Annotated in this window: 22 protein-coding genes; 8 read left to right on the top strand and 14 right to left on the bottom strand. The window is 62.2% G+C overall.

All coding sequences use genetic code 11. The features are described 5' to 3' along the window. Window positions 1-9: 9 nt before the first annotated feature. Window positions 10-792: a CoA-transferase subunit beta gene (locus tag AC3WVQ_RS26785; protein ID WP_034805846.1), complete on the top strand. Its 783-nt coding sequence runs from the start codon at window positions 10-12 to the stop codon at window positions 790-792. Beyond that, complete coding sequence (gene pcaF, locus AC3WVQ_RS26790; RefSeq protein WP_034805843.1) at window positions 792-1,997, top strand: 3-oxoadipyl-CoA thiolase; 1,206 nt, start codon at window positions 792-794, stop codon at window positions 1,995-1,997. Before AC3WVQ_RS26785 ends, pcaF begins: the two co-directional genes overlap by 1 nt. Before the next feature lie 108 nt (window positions 1,998-2,105). Here the strand turns inward: pcaF and AC3WVQ_RS26795 are convergent, their stop codons facing one another. The 13 genes from AC3WVQ_RS26795 to AC3WVQ_RS26855 all read right to left on the bottom strand — a co-directional run bounded on the left by AC3WVQ_RS26795 (window position 2,106) and on the right by AC3WVQ_RS26855 (window position 19,603). After that, window positions 2,106-4,118: a beta-galactosidase gene (locus tag AC3WVQ_RS26795; RefSeq protein ID WP_034805840.1), complete on the bottom strand. Its 2,013-nt coding sequence runs from the start codon at window positions 4,116-4,118 to the stop codon at window positions 2,106-2,108. 127 nt (window positions 4,119-4,245) lie between these two features. Then, window positions 4,246-5,280, bottom strand: coding sequence for a LacI family DNA-binding transcriptional regulator (locus AC3WVQ_RS26800; RefSeq protein ID WP_034805837.1), 1,035 nt, complete (start codon window positions 5,278-5,280; stop codon window positions 4,246-4,248). Window positions 5,281-5,294: 14 nt separating this feature from the next. Continuing rightward, entirely contained in the window at window positions 5,295-6,998 is a 1,704-nt protein-coding gene (locus AC3WVQ_RS26805) for an amylo-alpha-1,6-glucosidase (protein WP_492383241.1), read from the bottom strand. Window positions 6,999-7,002: 4 nt separating this feature from the next. After that, on the bottom strand, window positions 7,003-7,815 hold the full coding sequence (locus AC3WVQ_RS26810) for a carbohydrate ABC transporter permease (protein ID WP_492383242.1): 813 nt from the start codon (window positions 7,813-7,815) through the stop codon (window positions 7,003-7,005). After that, window positions 7,808-8,761, bottom strand: a complete 954-nt coding sequence (locus AC3WVQ_RS26815) for a carbohydrate ABC transporter permease (RefSeq protein ID WP_234798784.1) — start codon at window positions 8,759-8,761, stop codon at window positions 7,808-7,810. The genes AC3WVQ_RS26810 and AC3WVQ_RS26815 overlap by 8 nt, the downstream gene beginning before the upstream one ends. Window positions 8,762-8,786: 25 nt before the next feature. Beyond that, window positions 8,787-10,016, bottom strand: a complete 1,230-nt coding sequence (locus AC3WVQ_RS26820; protein WP_060581002.1) for an ABC transporter substrate-binding protein — start codon at window positions 10,014-10,016, stop codon at window positions 8,787-8,789. A gap of 20 nt (window positions 10,017-10,036) precedes the next feature. After that, window positions 10,037-11,185, bottom strand: coding sequence for an ABC transporter ATP-binding protein (locus AC3WVQ_RS26825; protein WP_060522036.1), 1,149 nt, complete (start codon window positions 11,183-11,185; stop codon window positions 10,037-10,039). 194 nt (window positions 11,186-11,379) lie between these two features. Then, complete coding sequence (locus tag AC3WVQ_RS26830; protein ID WP_492383243.1) at window positions 11,380-14,412, bottom strand: aminotransferase class III-fold pyridoxal phosphate-dependent enzyme; 3,033 nt, start codon at window positions 14,410-14,412, stop codon at window positions 11,380-11,382. Between the two features lie 12 nt (window positions 14,413-14,424). Further along, a complete protein-coding gene (locus AC3WVQ_RS26835; RefSeq protein WP_060522034.1) occupies window positions 14,425-15,087 on the bottom strand; it encodes an SDR family oxidoreductase in 663 nt (220 codons plus the stop codon). A 10-nt stretch (window positions 15,088-15,097) separates the two neighbouring features. After that, on the bottom strand, window positions 15,098-16,753 hold the full coding sequence (locus tag AC3WVQ_RS26840; RefSeq protein ID WP_060530453.1) for an amino acid ABC transporter permease: 1,656 nt from the start codon (window positions 16,751-16,753) through the stop codon (window positions 15,098-15,100). A 74-nt stretch (window positions 16,754-16,827) separates the two neighbouring features. Continuing rightward, window positions 16,828-17,574 carry a transporter substrate-binding domain-containing protein gene (locus tag AC3WVQ_RS26845; protein WP_034805816.1) on the bottom strand — a complete coding sequence of 249 codons (747 nt, stop codon included), beginning with the start codon at window positions 17,572-17,574 and terminating at the stop codon, window positions 16,828-16,830. A 19-nt stretch (window positions 17,575-17,593) separates the two neighbouring features. After that, window positions 17,594-18,667 carry a LacI family DNA-binding transcriptional regulator gene (locus tag AC3WVQ_RS26850; RefSeq protein WP_034805813.1) on the bottom strand — a complete coding sequence of 358 codons (1,074 nt, stop codon included), beginning with the start codon at window positions 18,665-18,667 and terminating at the stop codon, window positions 17,594-17,596. A gap of 180 nt (window positions 18,668-18,847) precedes the next feature. Then, window positions 18,848-19,603, bottom strand: coding sequence for an SDR family NAD(P)-dependent oxidoreductase (locus tag AC3WVQ_RS26855; protein WP_060581004.1), 756 nt, complete (start codon window positions 19,601-19,603; stop codon window positions 18,848-18,850). A gap of 330 nt (window positions 19,604-19,933) precedes the next feature. Here AC3WVQ_RS26855 and AC3WVQ_RS26860 point away from each other — a divergent pair, with 330 nt between their 5' ends. From AC3WVQ_RS26860 to AC3WVQ_RS26885, 6 genes are all read left to right on the top strand, one after another. Continuing rightward, on the top strand, window positions 19,934-20,521 hold the full coding sequence (locus tag AC3WVQ_RS26860; protein WP_060581016.1) for a L,D-transpeptidase: 588 nt from the start codon (window positions 19,934-19,936) through the stop codon (window positions 20,519-20,521). A gap of 190 nt (window positions 20,522-20,711) precedes the next feature. Then, entirely contained in the window at window positions 20,712-20,843 is a 132-nt protein-coding gene (locus AC3WVQ_RS26865) for an ABC transporter (RefSeq protein ID WP_077963089.1), read from the top strand. 145 nt (window positions 20,844-20,988) lie between these two features. Next, a complete protein-coding gene (locus tag AC3WVQ_RS26870) occupies window positions 20,989-21,561 on the top strand; it encodes a hypothetical protein (RefSeq protein ID WP_060581005.1) in 573 nt (190 codons plus the stop codon). A gap of 218 nt (window positions 21,562-21,779) precedes the next feature. Continuing rightward, window positions 21,780-22,367 (top strand): protein-S-isoprenylcysteine O-methyltransferase, encoded by a 588-nt coding sequence (locus AC3WVQ_RS26875; protein WP_034805804.1) that lies wholly within the window; start codon window positions 21,780-21,782, stop codon window positions 22,365-22,367. A 10-nt stretch (window positions 22,368-22,377) separates the two neighbouring features. Next, complete coding sequence (locus AC3WVQ_RS26880) at window positions 22,378-23,160, top strand: hypothetical protein (RefSeq protein WP_060644690.1); 783 nt, start codon at window positions 22,378-22,380, stop codon at window positions 23,158-23,160. Continuing rightward, complete coding sequence (locus tag AC3WVQ_RS26885; RefSeq protein WP_112975528.1) at window positions 23,157-24,035, top strand: SDR family NAD(P)-dependent oxidoreductase; 879 nt, start codon at window positions 23,157-23,159, stop codon at window positions 24,033-24,035. Before AC3WVQ_RS26880 ends, AC3WVQ_RS26885 begins: the two co-directional genes overlap by 4 nt. A 75-nt stretch (window positions 24,036-24,110) precedes the next feature. Here the strand turns inward: AC3WVQ_RS26885 and AC3WVQ_RS26890 are convergent, their stop codons facing one another. Then, window positions 24,111-24,794, bottom strand: coding sequence for a DUF930 domain-containing protein (locus tag AC3WVQ_RS26890; RefSeq protein WP_348646568.1), 684 nt, complete (start codon window positions 24,792-24,794; stop codon window positions 24,111-24,113). Window positions 24,795-24,913: the final 119 nt, after the last annotated feature.

A 24,913-nucleotide genomic window follows, 5' to 3' on the forward strand; every position in this document is an offset into this window, starting at 1 on the left:
GAGGATAGGATGAGCGATTTTACCCCCACCGAAATGATGACCATCGCCGCTTCCCGGGCGCTCTCCAACGACGACGTCTGCTTCGTTGGCATCGGCGCGCCCTCGGCCGCCTGCAACGTCGCGCGGCTGACGCATGCACCCGATATCACGCTGATCTACGAGAGCGGCACGGTCGGCACCAAGCCGGATGTGCTGCCGCTTTCGATCGGCGATGGCGAACTCTGCGACACGGCCCTTTTCACCGTGTCGGTGCCGGAGATGTTCCGCTACTGGCTGCAGGGCGGGCGTATCACGACAGGCTTCCTCGGTGGCGCCCAGATCGACAAGTTCGCGAACCTCAACACCACGGTCGTCGGCCCCTATGACCACCCGAAGGTGCGTCTGCCCGGTGGTGGCGGCGCTCCGGAGATTGCCTCCAATTGCGGCCGCATCTTCATCACCATGGCGCTCTCCAGGCGCGGCTTCGTCGAGAAGCTGCCCTTCATTACCTCCATGGGCCACGGCGACGGCGGCGACCACCGCGAACGGTTGGGCATGAAGACCAAGGGACCGACGCGCGTCATCACCGACCTCTGCATCCTGGAGCCGCATCCGCAAACCAAGGAACTGACCGTCGTTTCGATCCATCCCGGCGTCACGCGCGAGCAGATCGTCGAGAATTGCGGCTGGGCGATCAGGTTCGCCGAGCACGTGATCGAGACGCCGGCCCCGTCCGAACTCGAACTCAAGACCCTTCGTGACATCAACGCTCGCACCAAGAAGGCGCATCAGGGCGACAAGGAGGCTGCGTGATGGCCGAGGCTTTCATCTGCGACTACATCCGCACCCCGATCGGCCGGTTCGGCGGCTCACTCTCATCGGTCAGGGCCGACGATCTCGGCGCGGTCCCACTTCGCGCCCTGATGGAGCGTAATGCCGATGTCGACTGGGACGCCGTCGACGACGTGATCTTCGGCTGTGCCAACCAGGCGGGCGAGGACAACCGCAACGTCGCCCGCATGTCACTGCTCCTGGCCGGCCTGCCGGTCGGCGTCACCGGCACGACGATCAACCGGCTTTGCGGCTCCGGCATGGATGCGGTCATCACGGCAGCCCGCGCCATCAAATCGGGCGAAGCCGAGCTGATGATCGCCGGTGGCGTCGAGAGCATGTCACGCGCGCCCTTCGTGATGCCGAAGGCCGATGCCGCCTTCTCCCGCAACGCCGAAATCTACGACACGACCATCGGCTGGCGCTTCATCAATCCCCTGATGAAGAAGCAATATGGCGTCGATTCGATGCCAGAGACGGGCGAGAACGTCGCGGCTGACTTTCACGTCAGCCGCGAAGACCAGGATGCGTTTGCTGTGCGCAGCCAGGCAAAGGCAGCGGCTGCGCAGGCCAATGGCCGGCTGGCGAAAGAGATCGTTTCGGTGACGATCCCGCAGCGCAAGGGCGAGCCCGTTATTGTCGATCGCGACGAGCACCCGCGCGCGACGACGATGGAGGTGCTTGCCAAGCTCGGCACGCCCTTCAGACAAGAAGGCGGCACGGTGACCGCCGGCAACGCCTCCGGCGTCAACGATGGCGCAACGGCCCTGATCATCGCCTCGGAAGCGGCAGCGAAGAAATACGGCCTCAGGCCGATCGCCCGCATCCTCGGTGGGGCTACCGCCGGCGTACCGCCGCGCATCATGGGCTTCGGCCCGGCTCCAGCATCGAAGAAGCTGATGGCCCGCCTCGGTCTCACGCAGGCGCAATTCGACGTGATCGAACTCAACGAGGCCTTCGCCTCGCAAGGGCTCGCCACGCTTCGCGACCTCGGCATTGCCGACGACGACCCGCGCGTTAACCGCAACGGCGGCGCGATCGCACTCGGCCACCCCCTCGGCATGTCTGGCGCCCGCGTCACCGGCACGGCGGCACTCGAACTGCACGAGACCGGTGGGCGCTATTCGCTGTCGACCATGTGCATCGGCGTCGGCCAGGGCATCGCCGTGGCGCTAGAACGGGTCTGACCACGGAAAAAGTACCGTATGAAACGCAAAGAGCCCGGCCTTTTTCCAAGGCCGGGCTCTTTGCTTTTGGGTGCTGCGTCGGTCGGCGGGCGATAATCTGCCTTCCGATCACTCCGACCAGATCGCGACGTCGACCGGGCCGAGCTTGCGGCCACCGACATGGAAGGTTGCGCCCGCAGACGCCGGCACGTCCACGGCCGTCTTGCCGTAGTTGAAGGCGAAAGTGAGCTTGCCGCGGCGGGTGATGCGCAGATCGCCAAGATCGGCGAGCGCCTCGACCGAAGCCCAGCCGAGCGCATCGCCAATCACCTTGTCCAGGAGCTCGCCGCGTGCACCCGTTGCCATGTAGCGTGCCTTGTCGTTGCCGACGAGCGCCGGAGCGCCATTGCGATAGTCGCCCTCGAAGGTCGCAAGCACGGTTTCGTTGGTGCGAACCGTCTCGCGCCAGACGCCGGCCGGATAGGTCTCGTTGCCGTAAAGCACACTCTCGCCGTGGAATTCCGGCAGCGACTCGACACGCGCGACGCTGACGTCGATCAGCGCGGCGAGCGGACCCGGCGGCAGGCCCTCCGGAATATGCATGTCCTCGGTCTTGCTGCCACTGCGCGGTCCGAAAAGCACCTTGGCACCCGACGCCGCAAGCTTTTCGACAAAGGCCTGTTCGGGGATCACGAGGTCGGGTGCCAGCACCAGCTGGTAGCCTTCGAGGTCCGAGTGCTGGCCGATGATGTCGACATCGACGCCGAGGCGGGCGACGGTCGAATACCAGTCGAGCGCGATCTGCGAAGCCAGATAGGTGCGGCCCTGCGGCAGCGCCCGGGTCGCCCAGCGCGAATTGTAGTCGAGCAGGATCGCGACTTTCGCCTTCTCGCGGCGCTCACCCTTCGGCAGACGCTTCATTTCCTCGGCAACCTGCGCGACTTCGAGATAGCCCTGGTCAGCCTCGCTGTTCGGAAGCAGCAGACCCGCATGGAACTGTTCCTGCGCAAACGGCACCTGGCGCCAGCGGAAATAGGAGACCATGTCGACGCCGTGGGCATAGGCGAGCCAGGTCCAGAGCCGCACCATGCCGTCGGCCGGCGACTGATTGTGCGAGGCCCAGTTTACCGGGCCCGGCTGCTGCTCCATCACCCAGACGCGGCCGTTGCCGACGGCGCGGTAGAGATCGTGGTTGAAGGCCGGTTGGTCGGGATCGCCGACGCGCAGATACCGGCCCTTGTCTTCCGACGAGAGACGACCATTGAGCAGGCCACCCATCGGATAGACGTCCCACGACGCGATATCGATGTCCTCGCCGACCTTGTAATGGTCGAAGTCGGTGTTCTGCGACATGAAGTTGTGCGTCACCGGACGGCCCGGCGAGTGCTTGCGGATGATGTCGACCTGCGCCTTGTTGAAGCTCTTCACCTGGTCTGAGGAGAAGCGGATGTAGTCGACGATATGGGTCGGGCTCGGCTCTTCGACGAGGTTGTTCGGAAGCTCGACCTCGTCGAAGCTCAGATAGTTCATCGCCCAGAAGGCCGTACCCCAGGCGCGGTTCAGCTCGTCGACCGTGCCATAGCGGGCCTCAAGCCATTCGCGGAAGGCGCGCAGCGCCTCGTCGGAATAGCTGTAGATCGTGTCGTGGTCGCCGTACTCGTTATCGGTTTGCCAGGCATGGACGAAGGCGTTTTTGCCGTAGCGCTCGGCCATGGCTTCGGAAATCCGCGCCGCCTCGATGCGGTAGCGGCGGCTGGAGAAGCAGTAGTGACGGCGGGCGCCGAACTTGCGCACCACACCCTTGACGTCGACGGGCAGGATGTCCGGGTAGCGGTCGATCAGCCACTTCGGAGGTGCGGCGGTCGGTGTTCCCAGAATGACCTTAAGACCGGCCTTGCCGAGCACCTCGATCGCGTCGTCCAGCCACTCCCAGTGGAATTCGCCCGAGCGGGGCTCGATCTTCGCCCAGGCGAATTCGCCGATGCGCACCCAGGCAAGGCCAAGCTCGACCATGCGGCGGGCATCCTCTTCCCATTTTTCGCGCGGCCACTGCTCCGGATAGTAGCAGACGCCGAGTTCCAGCATGTCCGTCTGCTGTTCTTTGGCGTTGAAGCGGTTCGATCTCGTCAGGGGCATGTGCACGGGTTCCGGTCCTTCGTCATGTCTTACGGCCGGTTGGGTCCGACCTCGGGTTTTGTCTGTGCGCCCTCGAATATAAACGTTTATATTCAAGGGCATGAATGAGCGCCCTGAGCGGGCGTGAAATTCGTCAACGGTTCGGGTTCAAGCGGTCGTCGCAACGCTCGATCAGGTTCGGCATGAGCAGCGTCTGCAGCGCTTCCGGCGGCTCACCCTCCATGCGCCTGAGGATATAGGCGCCGAGCAGGCTGCTCGGCTCGCTGATCGGCAGGTAATAGGTGGTGATCGGCGGCGCGAAATACTGGCTGACGTTGAGATCGTCGGTGGCGTTGATCACCGCATCGCGGCCATGCACCAGCCCGCGCTCGTGGAAGCCCGAGAAGGCGCCGAGCGCGGAGGCTTCATTGGCGCAGATATAGGCGGTCGGCGGGTTGCCGAGCTCCGACATGGTCAGCACGTTCTCGCGGCCGAAAGCCGGCGTCAGACGGCCATGGGCGACGAGCGCCGGATCATAGGGAAGCCCCGCGACATCAAGCGCATGCCTGTAGGCTTCGTGCCGGGTGATGCCGTAGCTTAAGTCCGAGAGCGGGTTGAGCAGCGCGATGCGGCGATGACCGCGCTCGGTGAGCCGCGCCATCGACACCCGGATCATCTGCTCGTTGTCGGCATCGACATAGGCATGCGGCGCATTGTGAATGCTGGTGCCATAGGTGACGAAGGGGAAATCGGCCGCCTGCATCGTGCGGATGCGGGGATCGTCGGCGCGGGTGCCCGAGATGATGATGCCATCGGCCTTCTTCAGCGAAACGATCTGCTTGATGACCGCCTGGCTCTCCTCGAAATTGCGGACCGCATAGAGCGAGACGCGATAGGGACTGTCTTCCAGCGCCCAGGAAATGCCGCTCAGGAGCTGGGCGTATTCGACGCCTTCCCATTCGTTCTGCTTCGGACCCGGCGCGGTCATGATGGCTGCGACCTGATAGGTCTTGCCGGTGCGTAACTGCACGCCATGCATGTTCAGTTCGTAGCCGACGCGTTCCGCCGCTTCGATCACGATCGCGCGCGTCTCCGGACGAACCTGAGGCGAATGCTTCAGGGCCTTGGAAACGGTGGCGATGGAAAGCCCCGTCTCCTGCGCAATGGTCTTGATCGTCGGTCTCTGCATGGCGGTTCTGCTCGTCACGGGTTGTCAGCGCTGAGCGATGCTGCCAGCACAAGATAGACTGCGGATGTCCAGGCGAATGCGCGATCGCGAAGGCCCCTCCCCGAGCGCGCGTCGAAGTTTTCGGCCATACCGCTTTTGCTCGCAAGTGAACAGAACTTTTCCGCGACTTCGCGCGCGAGCTCAATCTTCCCTTGCCGGCGCAGTCCATCCCAGAGAAGCAGTGTGGTCGGCGCCCAAATCGGCCCGCGCCAGTAACCGTCGTCTTCGTAGAAGGAACTCTTCGGGCTTTCCGTCGCCGGGCCCCATTCGGTGATGAAGCCGCCAGCGACGAGCCGCGCGGCCAGCTTCTCGCGCATGTCGGGCGTCAGCCGCGAACCGAGCAGCAGCGGCATGAACTGGATGAGGTTTTCGCCCGGCAGTATCCGCTCCGGATCCGCAGCGAGCCGGGCGCCAAAGGTGTCGCCGGTCCAGAGGCGCTCGAACAGCAGCACCTGCAGGTCGTCTGCCTTCTGCCGCCACACCGCCCGGCGTTCTCGATCGTCTTCAAGAAGCTCGGCCAATGCCTCGCAGGCAAGGATCAGGAAAACCGGCAGATCCGGCGAGATCACCGGGCCGCCTTCGGCAAAGAAGGTGGCGTTGTCCCAGCCGCTGTCGTTGCCGTGGAAATAGGACGGCAGGCTCGTGGCATCTTTGCGTCCATGGGTCAGCCAGTAATCGACCTGTCGGCCGATGGCGTCGCGCAGGTAGGACTTGCGCTCCGCTGTCAGGAAGCCCGGATTGGCAGCTGCGATCAGCGACAGCGCCCAACCGTGCACCGGCGGCTTGGTGAAGGCAAAGAGCACGTCGCGGTCGTTGATGTAATCCGGCAGCAGGCCGGAGGCGTCCTGGTGGTCGAAGATTGCTGCGAACTGATCGAAGGCGAGATCCTGATCGAAGGCCGCAACGCCCAGCGCCGAAAAGGCGTTGTCCCAGCTCCAGATGTTGATCATGTGGTTCTTGGACATGTAGATCGCCGGCCGCGTCAACGCGCCACCGGCCGGCACGCCGTTCGCCCAGAGCAGATAGCTTGCCAGCCGATGCGCCTCGCCCTGGCCGTCAACACCTCCGGGAACGCGCGCGTGCCACACAGAGAATTCTGCCTTCGCATCCGAAAGCGCCTCGGCGAACCGACCGGGCCGATCAGCCGGCGGCAAGGTGCGGAAGAAGTCGACATTGCCCTCGAAGGCACCGGTCCCCGAAAAGGCGAAGGACACGTCTTCGGAATGATCGCGCTGCCAGGCGCCGGTGACCTTCAGGTCGCCGGTGATCGCCCGCGGGATGAACTTGACGTTTTCGACCGCAGCGACGAGGCAATCCTCTCCGTTCGGCGTGCGGTAGACATAATCGTAACGCGAGCCTTCGAGATGAAAGCGTACGCCGGCTTGTCTGCCGGATATGTGCAGCCGCTCCCCTTCGCCGATGACGAAGGTGACTTCGCCGTCACCGACGCGTGCGTCGAGTCGTTCGGGTGAAAGCACGAGCACCGGGGCCACGGCCCTGCCTTCCGCATCGAGAAATTCCACGCGGCAGAGGCGACCGAGCGATGGCCGCTCGTCGCCGCCTGCCACGTGGCGGAGATAAAGTGCCCGCTCGCCGTCGCGGCCCGGCACGCGCATCATCGAGAGCGTCAGGAACCGGCCCCTGCGGCTGAAGGGCACGGTATCGATGTCGAACAGCATGCCGTTATCCCTTCACCGACGAGCCGACTGCGCCATCCATGATGTAGCGCTGGGCGACGAAGAAGAGGGCGAGCGGCGGCAGGCAGAGGATGACCGTGATCGCGGCGATCGAGGTCACGTCCACCTCGTGCAGGCCCTTGAACATGGAGAGGCCGAGCGTGAGGGTGTATTTCGACTGGTCGTTGAGGAAGATCAACGGGCCGAGATAGTCGTTCCAGGCATTCATGAAGTGGAAGGTGCCGACCAGCACCAGGGCCGGCATCATCAGCGGCAGATGGATGCGCCAGTAGATGTCGAAAGCGTTGGCGCCATCCATGCGGGCCGCCTCGTCGATCTCCATGGGCACAGTCATGATGTACTGGCGCAAAAGGAAGACGAAGAAAGCATCGGCGAAATAGGCGGGCACGATCAAGGGCTTCAGCGTGTTGATCCAGCCGAGCAGGTTGAACTCCATGTAGAGCGGGATCATCTTCACGTCCCACGGGATCATCATGGTGGCGAGCAGCAGGATGAACAGCGGGTCGCGGCCGGGGAAGCGGAAGCGGGCAAAGCCATAGGCAACCAGCGACGACGAGATCAGCTGGCCGATCGTCGACAGCACCACGACGATCACCGAATTGGTGAGGTAGGTGCCGAAGGGCTGCTTGTTCCAGGCGGCGGCAAAGTTCTCCCAGTGCCATTCCGACGGCCAGAAGACTGGCGGGAACTGGTAGAGCTCGGCGGAGCTTTTCATCGCCGTCATGAAGGTCCAGTAGAACGGCGCGATGAACAGCGCCGAGAGCAGGATGAGCGCGGAATAGAGCAGCGTCTTACGCATTGTGCTCTCCATCGTTCTGGCGGACTTCGCCTTCGTAATAGACCCAGGCAGCCGACCAGCGCATGACGCCGAGGCTGAGCAGGAGCACGATGATGAACATCACCCAGGAGCCGGCGGCGGCATAGCCCATGTCGAAATACTTGAAGGCGTTGTCGTAGATGTACATGGCGAAGAAATAGGTGGAGCCGAGCGGTCCGCCCTTGGTCAGAAGCAGCGCGATCGTCAGCTGCTGGAAGGCCGAGATGATCGAGGTGATGAAGGTGAAGAGCAGCATCGGCCCGAGCATCGGCAGGGTGATGAAGACCATCTGCGCCCAGCCGGGAACGCCCGAAACGGTTGCGGCCTCGTAGAGCTCCTTCGGGATGGCTTTCAGGCCCGTCAAGAGGATCAGCATCGTGCCGCCGAGCCCCCAGAGGCTGGCGATGATGATGGCGACGATCGCCAGGTTCGGATCGCCGAGCCAGTTCGGCCCGTCGATGCCGACGAAGGAGAGCATGAAGTTCAAAAGCCCGTATTCCCGGCTGTAGATCCAGCTCCAGATCGTCACCAGCGCGACGCCGGAAATGACGCTCGGCAGGTAGAAGGCGGTGCGGAAGAAGCCGCTGGCGAAGGTAATGTTATGCAACATCAGCGCCAGCAGGAACGACATGACGATGTTGAACGGCACATAGATTGCCGCAAACTTGACGGTAATCCAGAGGCTTTCCCAGAACTGCGGATCCTCGAACAGCATGGAACGATAGTTTTCGAGCCCGACGAACGTGCGTTCACCGACGACGGGCCAGTCGTAGAAGCTCATTGTCAACGAGAAGACGAGCGGGCCAAGCGTGAAGAACAGAAACCCGAGGATCCACGGGGAAATGAACAGATAGGCCGCGATGTGGCGGGCGAAGGCCGAGCGCTTGCGCTTGGCCGCGGCCGGCACTGCGGCTGTTGCATAGGTCATGTCCATCTCCCCGGGCTCCCTTGTCTTACTTGATCAGCCGCTTCGAGCGGGCAACCGCCTCGTCGAGATGCTGCTTGGCATTGCCCTGGTCGATCATCGTCGCCTCGATGGCGCGAGCGAGATTGTCCTGGACCTTGCCCCAGTTGGCGTTCTTCAGGAACGCATGGGTTTCGGTGTTGGAGGTCGCGAGAATGTCGAAGAACGGCTTGTAGATCGGGTCCTTGGTCATGCCCTTTTCTTCCGCAACGCTGGTGCGCACCGGCAGGTCGTTGATGCGCATGGCAACCGCTTCCGGCGAGGAGAAGAACTTGACGAATTCCCAGGCGAGGTCCGGATGGGCCGCATCCTTGGCGATCGAGATCGCCGAAACGCCGAGCGCCGAGTGGGCGGTCTTGTCGCCGAACTTCGGCAGTGGTGCTACGCCATACTTGATGCCGGATGCATCGATGCCGGACTTCGACCACATGGCGCTCTGGAACATCGCGATCTTGCCGCCCTTGAACAGCGTGCTGCCCGACGTGTCGTCGCCGAGGTTCAGCGTGATCGCTTCCTGCTTCTTGGCCATGTCGCCGAACATGTCGAGGACTTGGGCGGCGGCGTCGCTGTTCATGTAGCCGTCGATCTTTTTGCCATCGTCGGAAATGTACTTGGTGCCGTTCGACCAGAGGAACTGCTCGAAATCATAAGGGTCGGGCTTGGCGTCGACGGCAAAGCCATAGACCTTGTTTGGCTCGTCGCGGAACTTGGCAGCCTTGGCGCGCAGGTCGTCCCAGGTCCAGCCGTCCTTCGGTTCCTCGACGCCGGCCCTGGCGAACATGTCCTTGTTGTAGAACACCACCTGGGTGGTGAAGCCCGACGGCATGCCGTAGGTCTTGCCCTCGACACGAACCGTGTTCATCAGGCCCTTCGGGAAATCGTCCGGCTTGATCTCGGCCGCATCCTTGGCGATCAGATCGTCGAGCGGCTTCAGCGACGTGTAGTATTGCGGGAAGTTCCACATATACATGACATCAGGCGGGTTGCCGGCACCGAAGGCGGCGATCAGCTTCTGATCGTAGCCATCGGCGTAGGGTTCGACCTGAACCTTCACGCCTGGATGCTTTTCCTCGAACTTCTTGGCGATTTCCTGCTGGATCGCCAGGCTTTCGTCCGTATCCCAGGTCGCAAAACGCAAGGTCTCTTCTGCGCGAGCCGTGGCGGTTCCGGCGATCGCCAGAACCATCAGCGAGCCGATGATCGACTTCCTGTTGAGCATGTTTCTCCTCCTCCTTCGGGTTACGCGACCCGCTTTGCCTTTTCCTGATTGATGAGCGCCTGCGTCTCGCCATCGAGACGTCGGGCAACCGCCTGGCCATCGCCGTCGAACAGATGGCAATGCTCGGCCGGCAGACGCAGATGCACGCGCTCGCGGGCGGAAACCGGATGCGTGCCGCGCACGACCGCGGTCATGTCGCCACCATTCTGAAGGCTGATATGGACGTGGCTTTCCGTGCCGAGCCGCTCGACGAGGCGCACGTCGCCGACGAGGTGACCCTCCTCGGCCGAAACCAGCTCGATCTTGTCCGGGCGAATGCCGAGCGTCACCGACTTGGGCTTGGCGACCGGTGCGGCCGAGAGCATTTCGAGCGTGAGCGGATGGGCGAGACCACCGCCGTTGAGCGTCACCGCCGTATCGACCTGCGACGTCACTTCGGTGGTCACGAAGTTCATGCGCGGCGAGCCGATGAAGCCGGCGACGAACAGGTTGGCCGGCTGATAGAAGAGTTCGAGCGGCGTACCGAACTGGCTGACCTTGCCCTTGTCGAGCACAACGACACGATCGGACAGCGTCATCGCTTCCACCTGGTCGTGGGTCACATAGATCATCGTCACGCCGAGACGTTCATGCAGCGCCGCAAGTTCGACGCGCATGGTGACGCGCAGGCCCGCGTCGAGGTTCGACAGCGGCTCGTCGAGCAGGAAGAGCTTTGGCTCACGCACGATCGCGCGGCCGATCGCCACCCGCTGGCGCTGGCCGCCGGAAAGCTGGCGCGGCTTGCGGGCCAGCAGTTCCTTGATGCGCAGGATGTCGGCAGCGCTCTCGACGCGGCGGTCGATCTCGTCGCGTTTCATGCCGTTCAGCGCCAGACCGAAGGACAGGTTCTTGCGCACGTTCATGTGCGGATAAAGCGCGTAGTTCTGGAAGACCATGGCGATGTCGCGCTTGGCCGAAGCGACGTCGGTGATATCGCGATCGCCGAGATGGATCGAGCCGCCGTCGAGATCCTCGAGGCCGGCGATCGAGCGCAGCAGCGTGCTCTTGCCGCAGCCGGACGGACCGAGGAAGCAGACGAACTCGCCGTCGGCGATATCGAGGTTGATACCCTTCAAGACTTCGAGCGAACCAAAGCCTTTGCGCAAATTGTCGATGCGGATCGCTGCCAACGGGCCCTCCCTGCCGGCGGAGCACTGCTGCGGCCAACGGCCGAGTTGCAGCACCAAGTTAAACGTTTATATGCACGATAAAAACGTTTAACTTTCTTGTAAAGCGGAAAATCGCATCGATCCGATTTTGCTGTTGAGAGCAGAGAGCAATGACAAAACGGCCGCCCGGAGGCGGCCGTTTTTGGTCTTTTGTCTCAGACGCTTAGACGCTGAAGCGTATCGTCCAGCGCATCGAGGAAGCGGTCGCAATCCTCGGCGCTGAAGGGCGCCGGCGGCTTCACCTTCAGCACATTGTGGTGCGGTCCCTCGCTGCTCAAGAGAATGCGGTGCTTGCGCTTCATCTCGGCAATGACGAAATCAAGCTCGCGCGCTGCCGGCTCCAGCGTCTCGCGGTTGCGCACCAGTTCGATGCCGTTGAAGAGGCCGTGGCCTCTGACATCACCGATGATCGCGTGTTTGCCGGCGAGCGTCCGCGCCCCGTCCATCAGCCTGTCACCGACGACGCGGCAATGGTTCATTAGCCGCTCGTCGCGGATGACATCGAGCACGGCAAGGCCGATCTCGGCGGAGACCGGATTGCCGCCGAAGGTGTTGAAATACTCCATGCCGTTGGCAAAGGAGGCGGCGATCGCTTCGGTCGTGACGACGGCCGCCATCGGGTGGCCGTTGCCTATTGGCTTGCCCATGGTGACGATGTCAGGCACGACGCCCTGGAGTTCATGCGCCCACATGTGGCTACCCACGCGGCCGAAGCCCACCTGCACCTCGTCGGCGAGGCAGAGGCCGCCGGCGGCGCGCACATGCGCATAGGCTTCGCGCAGATACCTTTCCGGAAGCGACAATTGCCCACCGGTCCCAAGAATGCCTTCGCTGAAGAACAGCGCCGGGCGGCGACCATCGGCAGCAAGAGCCGCAACCTGGTTGCGCACATCCTCGGCATATTTCCGGCCCGCATCCGCGTCACCATAGCGATAGCGCCCGCGATAAAGGTCCGGCATCTCGGCGACCTTCACATGCAACGCCTGCCCTTCCCCGCCCTTGCCGGCGAACTTGTAGGGGCTGACGTCGATCAGGCTCGACAGGTGGCCGTGATAGGCGTGGTCGACGGTGATGATGTCGCGATTGCCGGTATAGGCGCGCGCCAGCCGGATCGCGAGGTCGTTCGCCTCGCTGCCGGAATTGACGAAGAAGCAGACGTTGAGCGGATCCGGAAACTGAGCGGCGAGCCTGCGGGAATATTCGACCAGCGAATCGTGCAGGTAGCGCGAATTGGTGTTCAGCCGCTGCATCTGCGTCTGTGCGGCCTTGACGACGCGCGGGTGGCAATGGCCGACGTGGCAGACATTGTTGACCATGTCGAGCCAGCGCGTGCCGTCCTCGTCGATCAGATACGCGCCTTCGCCACCGACGATATTCAAGGGTGTCGCGCTATAGGCGATGCTCAGCGACCGACCAATCCGACGATGGCGTTCACGCACAAGAAAGGCCTTGTCGCGCGGGACGATCACAGAGACCGGCACCGAAAGGCCAAGCACGACGCTCGGGTCCGGGCTCACTTCGCGCCAGACCTGCCATTGATCGCGCACGCCGACGCCATGCATCTGTCCGGCGAGACCGAGATGATCGGTGACGATCTGGAAATGCAGATGCGGCGCCCAGTTGCCGTTTTCGTCAGCGGAACCGAAGGCGGCAAAAACCTCGCCCCTGGCGATCGCCTGCCCCTTGGCGAGCTTGGCAACGCTGTTGCGCGAAAGATGACCGTAGAGCGTCCAGAAGCGCAGACCGCCTTCGACCTCGTGCTCGAGAAGTACGGTCGGACCGAAACCAAAGGCAACCGCGTCGTCGTGTATATAGGCGACCTTGCCGGCGAAGGGTGCCGAGACCGGCTCGCCCGCCGGTGCGAAGATGTCGACGCCGAGATGCACCGAGCGCCGCGCGCCTTCGATCGCCGTCTCATAGGCGTCGCTCTGGTAGATCCCGCGATCCTCGCCGTAGAGGCCGATGCCGAAGGCGGCGCCTTCGCTGCCGATCTTTCCCGCAATACGGGCTTCAGCTTCCGCCGCATCGAGGCTTGACCATCGCGCGGCCTCCGGGCCGGCGGCGGAGAAATCGAACACCATCACCTTCGGTTTTTTGACCGAGGGCCGAACGATCGGCGCGAAGTCATGCGCGTTCTTTTCGAGCCAGCGAACCACGGCAGCGGCATGCGGGATCGGCGCAAAGCCGCAGGCGTCGCGGATGCGCGCGATGGCGATTGCGCGGTTTTCGCCCTGCAGGCGATTGAGTTCGCGCCAGACATCCTCCTGGCTGACGAGCAGATAGGTATTCTCAGGATTGTCGCGGATCTGCTTTGCCGCCATGCACATGCTGACGGCGTAGCGGGTCGTGACCAGATCGAAGACCAGGTCGACTTCCGCCTCGCTTAGCAGATTGACCTGATGGTAGGCGCCGGCAAGGGCTGCAACCGTGCCGACCGGATCGGGAGACCCGATCAGCGCATAGGCAGAGGCGACGGCGATCTCGATCACGCGCCAGGTCTCGACCATATCACCGAAGTCGAGCAAGCCGCTGACAACGCCATCCTTGTCGAGCAGCACGTTGTAGTCGTTGGCGTCGTTGTGAATGACCTGCTTCGGGCAGGAGGCAAGACGCGGAAGGACCGTCGAAGAAAAGTGCTCGAGGATCGCCTGAACCGCTCCCCGCTTGTCGGCGCCGTCGATCAGTTCCACATGGCAAGCGTGCATGTCGGCGCGGCCGATGTCCCAGGCATAGAGCCGCTTGGCGCCCGCATGGGAGAAATCTTCGAGGCCGCGGTCAAGACCGGCGAGCAGGCGCCCGAGGCTTTCGGCGCTCGCCATGTGGCGAAGCGGCGCCTTCGCCCAGATATCGCCGGGCAGCCAGGCGAGCAGCCGTGCGGTGCGCGAGCCTCGAAGTTCGATCTTGCTGGTGACGCCACCCGAGCGATCGCAAAACGTCCGTGAGATCGGCAGCCCCGAATCCTTGGCGGCGATGTGTTCGAGCACCGCAATCTGCATCTCGAGTTCGTCCGCATCGCCGGCAGCGTGCAGCTTCAACAGATACTCCTGGCCATCGGCAGCCGAGACACGATAGTTGAGATCGTGCTCGCCCTGCAGCGGCGAGAGGCTTGCCTCGATGCCGTAGGTCTCAATGAGCCAGATCCGGATCGTTGCCAATTCCTGCTCGGTTCTCAAATCTCTGTCTGCCATTTCACTGTCCTGTCACCACGAAACCCGGCGCCCGTCATAGGCGCGGAAACTGCCGCTATCGGCCAAACCTGTGCCGTCGATGATCGCCTTCAGCCCGGCAGCACTTGTCGCCACCGAAACGACGGCTTCGCTGCCGCCCATATCCGTCTGCACCCAACCAGGATGCAGCGAGACGACGGAAATCCCGTCGCCCTTCAGATCCTGCGCCAGCTTGACCGTCGCCATGTTCAGGGCCGCCTTGGAGCAGCGATAGGCATAGTCGCCGTCATCATCGTCGAGCGTGCCTTCGGCAAGGGAGCCGGCGCGGCTGCTGATATTGGCGACGACGCGATGTTCGCCGGCGCGCAGGTTCGCAAGGAGCGCCCGCGTCACCAGCAGCGGCGCCAGCGCATTGACGCGCATAACATCGAGAAACTCGCCCGGTTCAAGCGTCGCGAGGCCGCCGGTATCGCCGCGCACGGCCGCATTGTTGATCAGCAGATCGATCGCGACGCCTTGCAGCGACTGACCGAGAGCCTCGATCGATGCGGGATCGGCAACGTCCAGCACCAACCGATCCGCCGAACCTTCGCTCGCGACCGGTCCCCGCTGGCAGGCGATCACCCGCCAGCCGTCTTCGGCGTAAAGCCGCGCGAGTTCCGAGCCGAGGCCGCGGGAGGTACCTGATATCAGCACCGTGCGAGATTTAGCGGTGCTTGATGTCATATTTCCGCTCGATCATGTTGACGAGGCTGGCCGCCGCCAACGTCAGGAAGATGTAGAAGATCGCCGCCGAGTTATAGGGCGCGAACGGCAGGAAGCTTGCCGACTGGAACTCCCGCATGCGCTGGGTGATGTCGCGGATCGACAGGATCGACAGCAGCGACGTGTCCTTGAGGATCGCGATCAGTTCGTTGCCAAGCGGCGGGATGATGATGCGGAAAGCCTGCGGCAGCACGACGAGACGCGCCGTCTGCCAACGGTTGAGGCCGATGCTGCGCGCCGCTTCGACCTGGCCGACCGGGATCGCATTGATGCCCGAGCGGAAGATTTCGGCGAGATAGGCCGAATAGGCGAGTGCCATCGCGACGATGCCGCGCATCAGGTTTGGCGGGTCGAGCACCCCTTGCGTCGCGTCCTTCAACGCCCCGCTCAAGGGCAGGCCGACATAAAGCACGATCACCAGCATCGGAATGCCGCGGATCGTATCGACGATGAACTCCGAGCCGATCGCCAGAGGATGGCGCTGGTGCAGATAGCCGCCGAAAGTGAGAAGGCCAAGGATGATCGCAAGCACGGCGACGGTGACACCGGCGGCACGGTCGCGGTCGTTGAGCGCCTCGGTCTTCCACAGGACCGGCATGTCTGCCGGAGCGGAGGCAGCCGGCAGCAAGGCCCCGGAAACGCCCTCGCCCTTGGCGATCGACGCCAGCGCCTCGGTCGGGCCGACGAAGGTGCGGACCGGCGTTTCCGTCTGCGGCGCGCCGTCATACTGACCGAAACGCACGGCGCTGATGAGCCCCGCCGGCGTATTGGTGATGATGCCGACCTTGCCGTCCAGCGTGCCGGCGAGCACGTAGGTGTCGCGCGGCTGCATGAGGAACCAGCCGGCCGCAACCGCCAGCACCAGGGTGGCGATCGCAAAATAGAGGCTGGTCCTGACGGTTGAGTGCAGTTGCAACAGCCCAACCCAGACAAGGCCCATGAGCGCCGCCAGGATATAAGCTGCGATCGCCGCGCGGATGGTGGTCGCCACACCGGCCGCAAAGGCGATATGGGCGAAGAAGAAGATGAAGACGAGACCCGCACCGTTGACGAGGCCGATGATCCAGCGCGCGATGCGGCGCGACCTTCCGTCAGGAGGAGCATCGGGACGTCTGCTCCAGAAATGAAGACCAAGACCAATCAGCGTGACCCCCAGATAGGCGGGAAACAGCCAGGCCTCGACGCCCTGCACCATGAGATCCGCAGCCTCGGTCAATTGCCGCGGCGTCACGCCCTTTGCGATCAATGTCGACTTGAACGGATCGACGCCATTGGCGACGACGGACGCGATGAAGGGATGGATACTGTGGCCGATAACGAGAACGGCGGCGGCAGCGAGATTGAGCAGCGCCGCCACATTGGCGAGGCGCGGACGCGGCGCCTTGGCGCGCGAGAATACGAGCACCGCGATGCCCGAAGTAAATGCGATCGCCAGCGCCAGAAAGCCAGGCACGAAGGCCGACGAACCGTTTTCGACACCGAGGATCGCCCGCAGCGAGCGCTGATAGTCGCCGGAGGAAATAAACAGATAGATGATGAAGGGCAGCGCGGTCAGGATGATCAGATTGCTCGGACGCACGCTTCTCAGGAACGACATTCATTCCTCCGGGGGCATAGATTAGACAGACGGAGGACCCGGAGCATGCTCCGGGCCCGATCGGCACTCTGGGCTTACTTAAGGCCCCAGTATTTGCTGATCAGCTGGTCGAGCGTGCCGTCGTCCTTGATCATCTTCAGGCCTTCGTTGAAAGCCGCAACATTCTCATCGCCCTTGCGGAAGACGAGGCCGAGCGGGTCAGATTCGAGGTCCTTGATGGCAACGACGAGCTCGCCGGCAAACTCGCGCTCATAGGCAGCGGCATTGGCGCCGTTGATGACGACGCCGTCGACGTCCTTATTCTTGAGCGCGATGATCGCGGCGCTGAACGTGTCGTAAGCAGCGACGTTCTCCTTGCCGACGACGCTTTCGGCGACTTGGGCGTCCGTCGTGTTTGCCTGGGCGGAAAGCTTTCTGCCGGCATTCTTGAACGCGTCGAGCGTGATGCCCTGGTCGTCAGCGCGCATGAGCACAGCCTGGCTGTTGACGATGTAGGGATCGGAAAAATCCATCGCCTTCTTGCGTTCCTCAGTGATCGAGACGCCGGAGGCGACGAGGTCGAAGCTGCCCTGGTCAAGTGCTGCGAAGATGCCATCCCAGCCGGTCGTGATGAATTCGGCCTGGCAGTTGATCTTGGCGCAGACGGCATTGACCACGTCGACATCGAAACCGACCACTTGTCCGGTTGCCGGATCGATGCTCTCCATCGGCGGCGAGGTCGTGTCGGATCCGACCTTCAGCAGTTTGCCGCCGAGGTCGGCGGCATGGGACACGCTCGAAGCAAGGGCTGCTACGGCCAGGGCAATCATCAGTTTCTTCATGGATCTCCTCCTTGGATGATTAACTTTGGATCAGGCGGCCGCCGAGATTATCGGGCTGGCGCGCGATCAGTGTCGGCCTGAAGACCTGCCGCAACGCGTCAGGGTCCTCCCCCTCCATGCGGCGCAGCAGGAATTGCCCGAGCGTGCGACCGAGCACCTCGATCGGCTGATAGAAAGTCGTGATCGGCGGCGTGAAATAGGCGCTGACGTTGATGTCGTCATAGGCGATGACGTCAACATCGACGCCGACCTGGCGTCCGAGGCTGCCGAGCCCCGAGAGCACGCCGAGCGTGGTGGATTCGTTGATGCAGACGAAGGCGGTCGGAGCGTCGTCGAGCTGCAGGAAATCGATCACCGTCTGCCGGCCGAAATGGGTCGAGAGGTCGCCTTCGGCAATCAGATCCATCGGGGCTTCCAGGCCGGCCTCGCGAAACGCCCGGACGAAACCGTCGATCCTGTCGAGCGCGTAGGAAAGCCGCCGCTCCGGATTGACGAGCGCGATCCGCCGGTGGCCGCCGGCGATCAGCCGCGCGGTCGCCGCATGCGCTGCCCATTCGTTGTCGATGTCGACATGGGCATAGTTGAGATCCCCGCGGCAGCGCCCCATCGAGACGAACGGGAAATCCTCAGCGACGAGCAGATCGATGCGCGGGTCATCGGCGAGAATACCGGAGAAGATCAGGCCATCGGCAAGCCCCTGATCGACGATGCGGCGCGCCGCGTCCGCGCCATCGGCCGCGTCGCGGATCACGTGCACCGACATGCGGTAGTCGGTGCCATCGAGTGCCTGGCTGATGCCGCTGAGGGTCTGGGTGTATTCGACGCCGTCCCATTCATAGTCGCGTGCCGCAGTCACCGGCATCAGCACGGCGGCCTGAAAGCTCTTGCCGGTGCGAAGCGCCATGCCGCGGGCGTTGGCCTGATAGCCGACCTCACGGGCTGCCTTGTAAATGATGTCTCTTGTCGCCGGCGCGACCACCGGGGATTCGCGCAAGGCCTTCGAGATCGTTGCGATGGAATAGCCCGTCATCTCGGCCAGGGTCTTGATCGTCGGCGTCGGCGTGCGCCGCGCCCTGTGCATCTCAGTCGCCATGCACCCTCCCAGGCCTCGACCTCTCCTGAACATAGAGGTAACAGCCAATAAAAACGTTTTCAAGGAAAATAAAAACGTTTTTATTTTCGCGTCGCAACAAGCCGCAGCGCGATACCGGACGCGCGCATCTACGTGCCCAGAACCATAGGGAGGTGATCTAAAAAGTGAATACGCCGCCCGTTAGTGAGCGGTGTAGGCGCCATCGACGAGATGAACGCTCCCGGTGATGAAACTCGCCTTCTCGGACAACAGGAAACAGATCAGGGCAGCAACCTCATCCGGCGTACCGAGACGACCCATCGGCTGCAGAGACATCATGCGCCTGTTTTTTGCCACGTCAGCATTTTCCGCCGAGAGCGGCGTGTCGATCCAACCAGGCGCCACGGCATTGATACGAATTCCCGTTCGGGCATATTCGATTGCAGCAGCCTTCGTCAGCCCAACCACTGCATGCTTGGCGGCCGTGTAGGCGGCTGCGGCCGGCAGAGCGACAGCGCCCAGAATGGAAGAGGTATTGACGATGGCACCCCCGCCCTGAGCGACCATGGCCGCGATCTCGTACTTCATACAATAGAAGACGCCGTGCAGGTTCACATTCATCAATGCGTGCCAGCCATCAACTGGATAGTCGGCGGTCGCCTTGCGGACCCCATCGACGCCGGCATTGTTGACCGCCAGATGCAGACCGCCGCAGGTCTTAACAGCGAAGGCAACCAGCTTTTCCACGGCGGCAGCGTCAGCAACATCGACGGCAACGTCGTGGGCTGCGCCCCCCTTCGCGCGAAGCTCCGCAACGATGTTGCGCGCGCCCTCAGCGTCGACGTCGGCAGCCACCACTTCTGCCCCCTCGGCAGCGAGTTGCCGACATACGGCTGCGCCAATTCCCGAACCCGCGCCAGTCACGAGCGCTACCTTGCCAGCGAAGCCTAAATTCATGCTGCCATTCCTAATTTACATGTTTCGACCCGTCGAGCGTGCACGACATCGCAAGTCATTTCATGGGCGCACATCAGGCCCCGATCTTCCAACCTGGCTGATGCAACTACACACAAGAATCGCAGCAAATTTTAATCCAATCCATGCATCACACCCATCCTCTCGTTCCAGATATACAATCCTTTTCGTTCATCCCCTGGGACGCAGAAAAAATATTAAGCGTCATCTGATTATCTGCTTGCAAGCCTCACTTGATTCATTGGAACTTGGCCAGGCAATATTGTAATGCTAGAAAGATTCGGGGCGTACCATTTTTCTCAGCAGGTAAAGATGGACAATCACCGCATTACACGGAGACTCCTGTTAATCGGCAGCCTTGGCTTGTTGACGGGATGCAGTTCAACTTGGCAAGGCGTCTCCTTTCCGTCCCTATACGGCGGCACCCCGGGCGTTGATCGTCGTTACCGAAAACGGCACGTCCGATATGACGGCAACGAGCCGGCCGGAACGATCCTTGTCGACACGTCGCAACGCTACCTCTACTCGATCGAAAGTGGTGGATGGGCGATGCGCTACGGAATCGGCGTCGGAGAAGAAGGCCTGACCCTCAAGGGGCGGGCAGTTGTCGGTCGAAAGGCGGAATGGCCGACATGGACACCGACGGCAAGCATGATCCGACGCAAGCCGGAATTGGCGCAATACGCCGGTGGCGTTACAGGCGGCCCTCACAACCCGCTCGGGGCGTCGGCTCTATACCTTTATCGCAATGGACAGGACACCAAGTTCCGCCTCCACGGTACGAATGCGCCCTGGACAATAGGGCAAGCCGTTTCCAACGGCTGCATCCGCCTCACCAACGAGGACATCGTCGACCTATACGCGCGGACACCGATTGGAACTTCGGTATTGATCATTTGAAGCCGTACTCTATCTGAGTTTGACATTGGAGTAGGGCCCAGCACGCTTTGATGGATTATTTAAACTTCGGTAACGATAAACCGACCAACGAGCGTGTTATTTCTGCACTAGGACGAATCTCGAATTGCCGGTAATACTATGAATGTAGCCTTCGAATAACCATTCCGACAACAGAGGAAAGGAAATATTGATGAGCCGAATTCTAATCGTGACAGTTGCGTTGCTTTCCGTGGCCAGCCTCGCCGCTTGCGGAACAATCGGTAAAGGCAAAGGCAAGGCGCCGCCTCCTGTGGCTGAAGAACCAGCGCCCGTTTACAAATAGTCACTGACCTTAGTTCGGGGAGGACCTCACAGTCCTTCCCGCCCTGTCTGACCGTGGCCGGCTTGGCCACATTTCGCGGCGCGAATCGAAATCCACCAGTCGCACCTTCGCAGCCTGATCAGAATTTGGGAGACATCGCGCAGAAATGACTCGTTCACGAGGTCGTATTTCGTTCGCCGTCCTGGCCGCAATCGCGGTTACGGCGTGTCAATCGCAGGACAAGGGCCCTCAGCCGCGATTCGTCTCAAGCTACGCGGGCACAACGTCACAACAGCGCGATCAGGGCTATTTCATTGAGTTCCGCTCTCGTTATGCCCTCAGTTACGGTCACTCCTACGTAATTTTTGGCCGGCTCAGCAAGTCTGGAGCAATGGTCAATCCAGAAGTTGCGGGGCTTGCCCCAGCGACAAACGATACCGCTCCCTATGTAATTGGTCACGTTTTGCCGGTGCCGGCCGAAACTGGCGCCAGTGACGGTGATCTGGAGGAACAGTACAGGTCCGCGAGCTGGCGCGTCATGTTGACGGAAGCGGAGTATCGCGACGTCGTTGCCAAGATCCGAAAGCTCAAGTCCGAAGCCCGCTTCTGGCAGGCGTCAATCTACAACTGCAACGCTTTCGTCGCCGACATCGCCCGCTCCATGGGCTACAAGACACCAGGCATCTGGCTCAGGCCCCAGCAGTTCATCACGAGACTACGCGAGATGAACGGCGGATAGGCTGAAAGAACTCGCGCACCCCTCCGAACGGTCAACAAGGACCGCTTGCGCCATCATCGGCTGCCATCACCCCCCTTGGCTGCTGATTATGGGTATCGGCTGGCCGTCGACGTTTCGGTACCTTGTCAGGTCGAGGCGGCGCGTGGCAGTCTCACCTACGCTTGCCGCTTCGGTGATCGAACCCTGCAGCAAAAGAGCTTGAGTGAAACAACGTGAACATGTCTGTCGCTTCCATTGGCGAAATCGTCTGGGTCATAGGCATCATTGCCTGGTACGTTATCCGTTATCCCTTTGAGCGCCGGGCAAAGCGCGTGCGGGTGATGAGCAGTCGTCGCTCGGCGAGCGATACGATCGGTCTGGCCGCTGCGTTGGCGGGCCTTGCGATTTTGCCCGGATTGTATGTTGCAACGGGAATCCCCGCTTTCGCCGACTATACGGGGCGCCCATGGTCGGTGGGTCTTGGCGGCGTCATCTTCGCCTTGGCTCTATGGACGTTCCGCCGCACCCACAAGGAACTCGGCCGAAACTGGTCGATCTCGCTGGAAATTCGCGAAAAACATCAGTTGATCTGCGGGGGCCCTTACGCCCTCGTGCGCCATCCGATGTACACCAGTTTCCTGCTCATGGGCGTTGGCCAGCTGTTTCTGCTGTCGAACTGGGTGGCTGGCCTCGTGGGTGTCCTTGGCTTCGCTGTGCTTTTCTTCCTGCGTGTAAGCAAGGAGGAGCGCCTGATGCTGGAATTCTTCGGGCCCGAATATCGCGCTTACATGGACAGGACGAAGCGAATTATACCCTATATCTATTAGAGGTGGCACTATGCGCGGCCGACCGATCAAGCTTTCCGCCGCACGACGCCTCGTCGGCGATCTGATGCGATTTTCCATCGGCGTGCCGCGGGTCACGGTGCAACGGCAGATGGACATCAGCGCGTTGCACAAAGCCCGGGCAGGCCGACCTGACCGGCCTTCGTGGATGGTGTTATTTCTCAAGGGTTACGGGTTACTCTCGATGGAGACGCCCGAGTTTCGCCGGGCTTATGTCAAGCTTCCGAGACCGCAACTCTATGAGTATCCCGGAAGCATCGCGTCCGTGGCGCACGAGCGCGAGCACGAAGGCGAACGGGTCGTCCTTCTCAGCACGATCAAGCAACCCGAGAGGCGGTCCCTTGCCGAATTGAGCGCCCTGCTCCAGGAGGCCCGGTCCCGCCCCGTGCTCGAGATCAGGGAATTCCGGCGGGCGTTGAAGATCGCACGCCTGCCTGCACCGTTGCGGCGGCTGCTGATGTGGCTCAGCCTGAACATGGGGCGCCAGCGGGGCCACCGCTTCGGCACCTTCCAATTGTCGGTCTATTCCGGCCTGGGTGCGGAGTCGCTTAATCCGCTGACGCCTTTGACGACCATCTTCAACTATGGGCCGATCGGTGACGACGGATCGGTCACGGTCAGGATCCACTATGACCACCGCGTCATGGACGGCGCCAATGTCGCGCGAGCCCTGGCGCGTTTCGAGGAAATATTGAACGGTGAGATCGCCGACGAGGTGGCGATCCTTTCCGAAGTTGACAAGCCGCCAATCGCTACGCCGGAGCCATCGGCATGACATCGCAGCAGTCACCACGACCCGCCATTGTCGTTGTCGGAGCGTCCCGGGGCATAGGCAGGGCAATTGCCGAACTTGCCGCACGAGACGGCGCGCCGGTCGTTCTGGTCGCGCGATCCATCGAAAGCTTGCACGTCGTGCAGGCCGCGATCGGACAGGCGGGCGGCGAGGCATTCTCCCTGCCGGTCGATCTGGCCTCGCCCGATGCCGCGCGCATTCTCGACGAATTTCTTTCGCGCGAAGGCCTCGTCTGCGACGTTCTTGTCAACAGTGCCGGCTATGGCCTGCGCGGCGCGGCGACCGCTTTGCCGATTGCCGACCAGATTGGAATGATCGACGTCAATGTGCGTGCGCTTGCGGCCCTTACTTTGCACCTGTTGCCGGGCATGGTCGCGCGCGGCCGCGGCGGCATCATCAATCTAGCCTCGGTCGCGAGTTTTACGCCCGGCCCGTACATGGCAATGTATTATGCGAGCAAAGCCTTCGTTCGTTCGTTCTCCGAAGCGCTATACCAGGAGACGCGAAGGACCGGCGTAACTGTGACCTGCGTTGCGCCGGGACCGGTATCGACCGAGTTCCTCGAAAAATCCGGCGCCAACAGGGCTGCCTTGTTCAAGGCGCTCCCGAAAGCCACTCCGGAATACGTGGCAAAATGCGCCTGGCGCGGCTTCAAGGCGCGCCGGCGGCTGGTCATTCCCGGCATTTCCGCCAGGCTGGCAATCCTGATGGCGGGCCTCCTTCCCTCCGCAGCGCTCTTGCCGCTTGTTGGTCGCCTGCAACTGCGCGGCAACGACCCCTGCCCCTGCGGATCTGGCAAGCAACTCAAGCACTGCTGCCGCACAGGCCACGCCAAAGGTGGAACCGCCCCGGCTTGATCCGGCTCCGCAGCCTGCTTCTCGTCAGGTCGTTCACCAAAGTGCACAGGGAGCGGACTTCGGCCATGGCCACGATCAGTGGGCTTCGGCACCGGCAGAGAGGAAATTTGCCTCCCACTCACTTTCCGGAATTTCGTCACCAACCTGAAACTCAAATGCGGCGACGCTTTTGATATCCGGCGCCACGGCGCAGCCAAATTTGATGTTAAACCAGCGCCCCTTGCTGCGAAAGGCGGCGCCATCGGCGCGGAGGTTCCGCCCAACCAAGACGATATCCGACGTGGCGTAGGCGACGAGCAGGTCGGGGGTAAAGTCAACGCGCCAGCGATGAACCTGCTCCATCGCCTCGAGATTGCAGAGCTGGACAATCTGTTCATCGGCGGTGAGCTGTGACAGCCCTTCCAGCGCCTGTCTGCTGCGTGGATCAGCCAGTATCGCCGCCGAGAAGAACCGCTTCGCTTGCACCATCGGCTGGGCAGCCGGCGGTAGCGTGGCTGTTTCCGCGGCAGGCGCCGTCTCCGGAACGGAATGCGCGACGGGCGGCGCATCTTGCGGTCCGAGCACGGGCTGCACCACCTCAGGGCGTGGGGGTGGCAATTCCAGTATCTGAACGGCGATCCCCTCGTCCGGGCTCGGAACAGGTGGCCGTGGTGACGGGAGGAGGAAAAGCACCGACACGGCGAACGCATGGAGGATGAGAGCAAGCGTTAGGCTTGGCCAGATCGGTGTCTCATTGCGACGATGCTTTACTGCTTGCACCGATCAGATCATCCCATGCGCGACATTAGGGCCGGAAGCATCACGACGACGGCTCCTGACGCAGGCGACACTAACAGCAACTCGAAGATAGAAAAGCCGCCGCCAACAACCTGTCAGCG

The organism is Ensifer sp. EB106-05-01-XG146 (assembly GCF_058791875.1).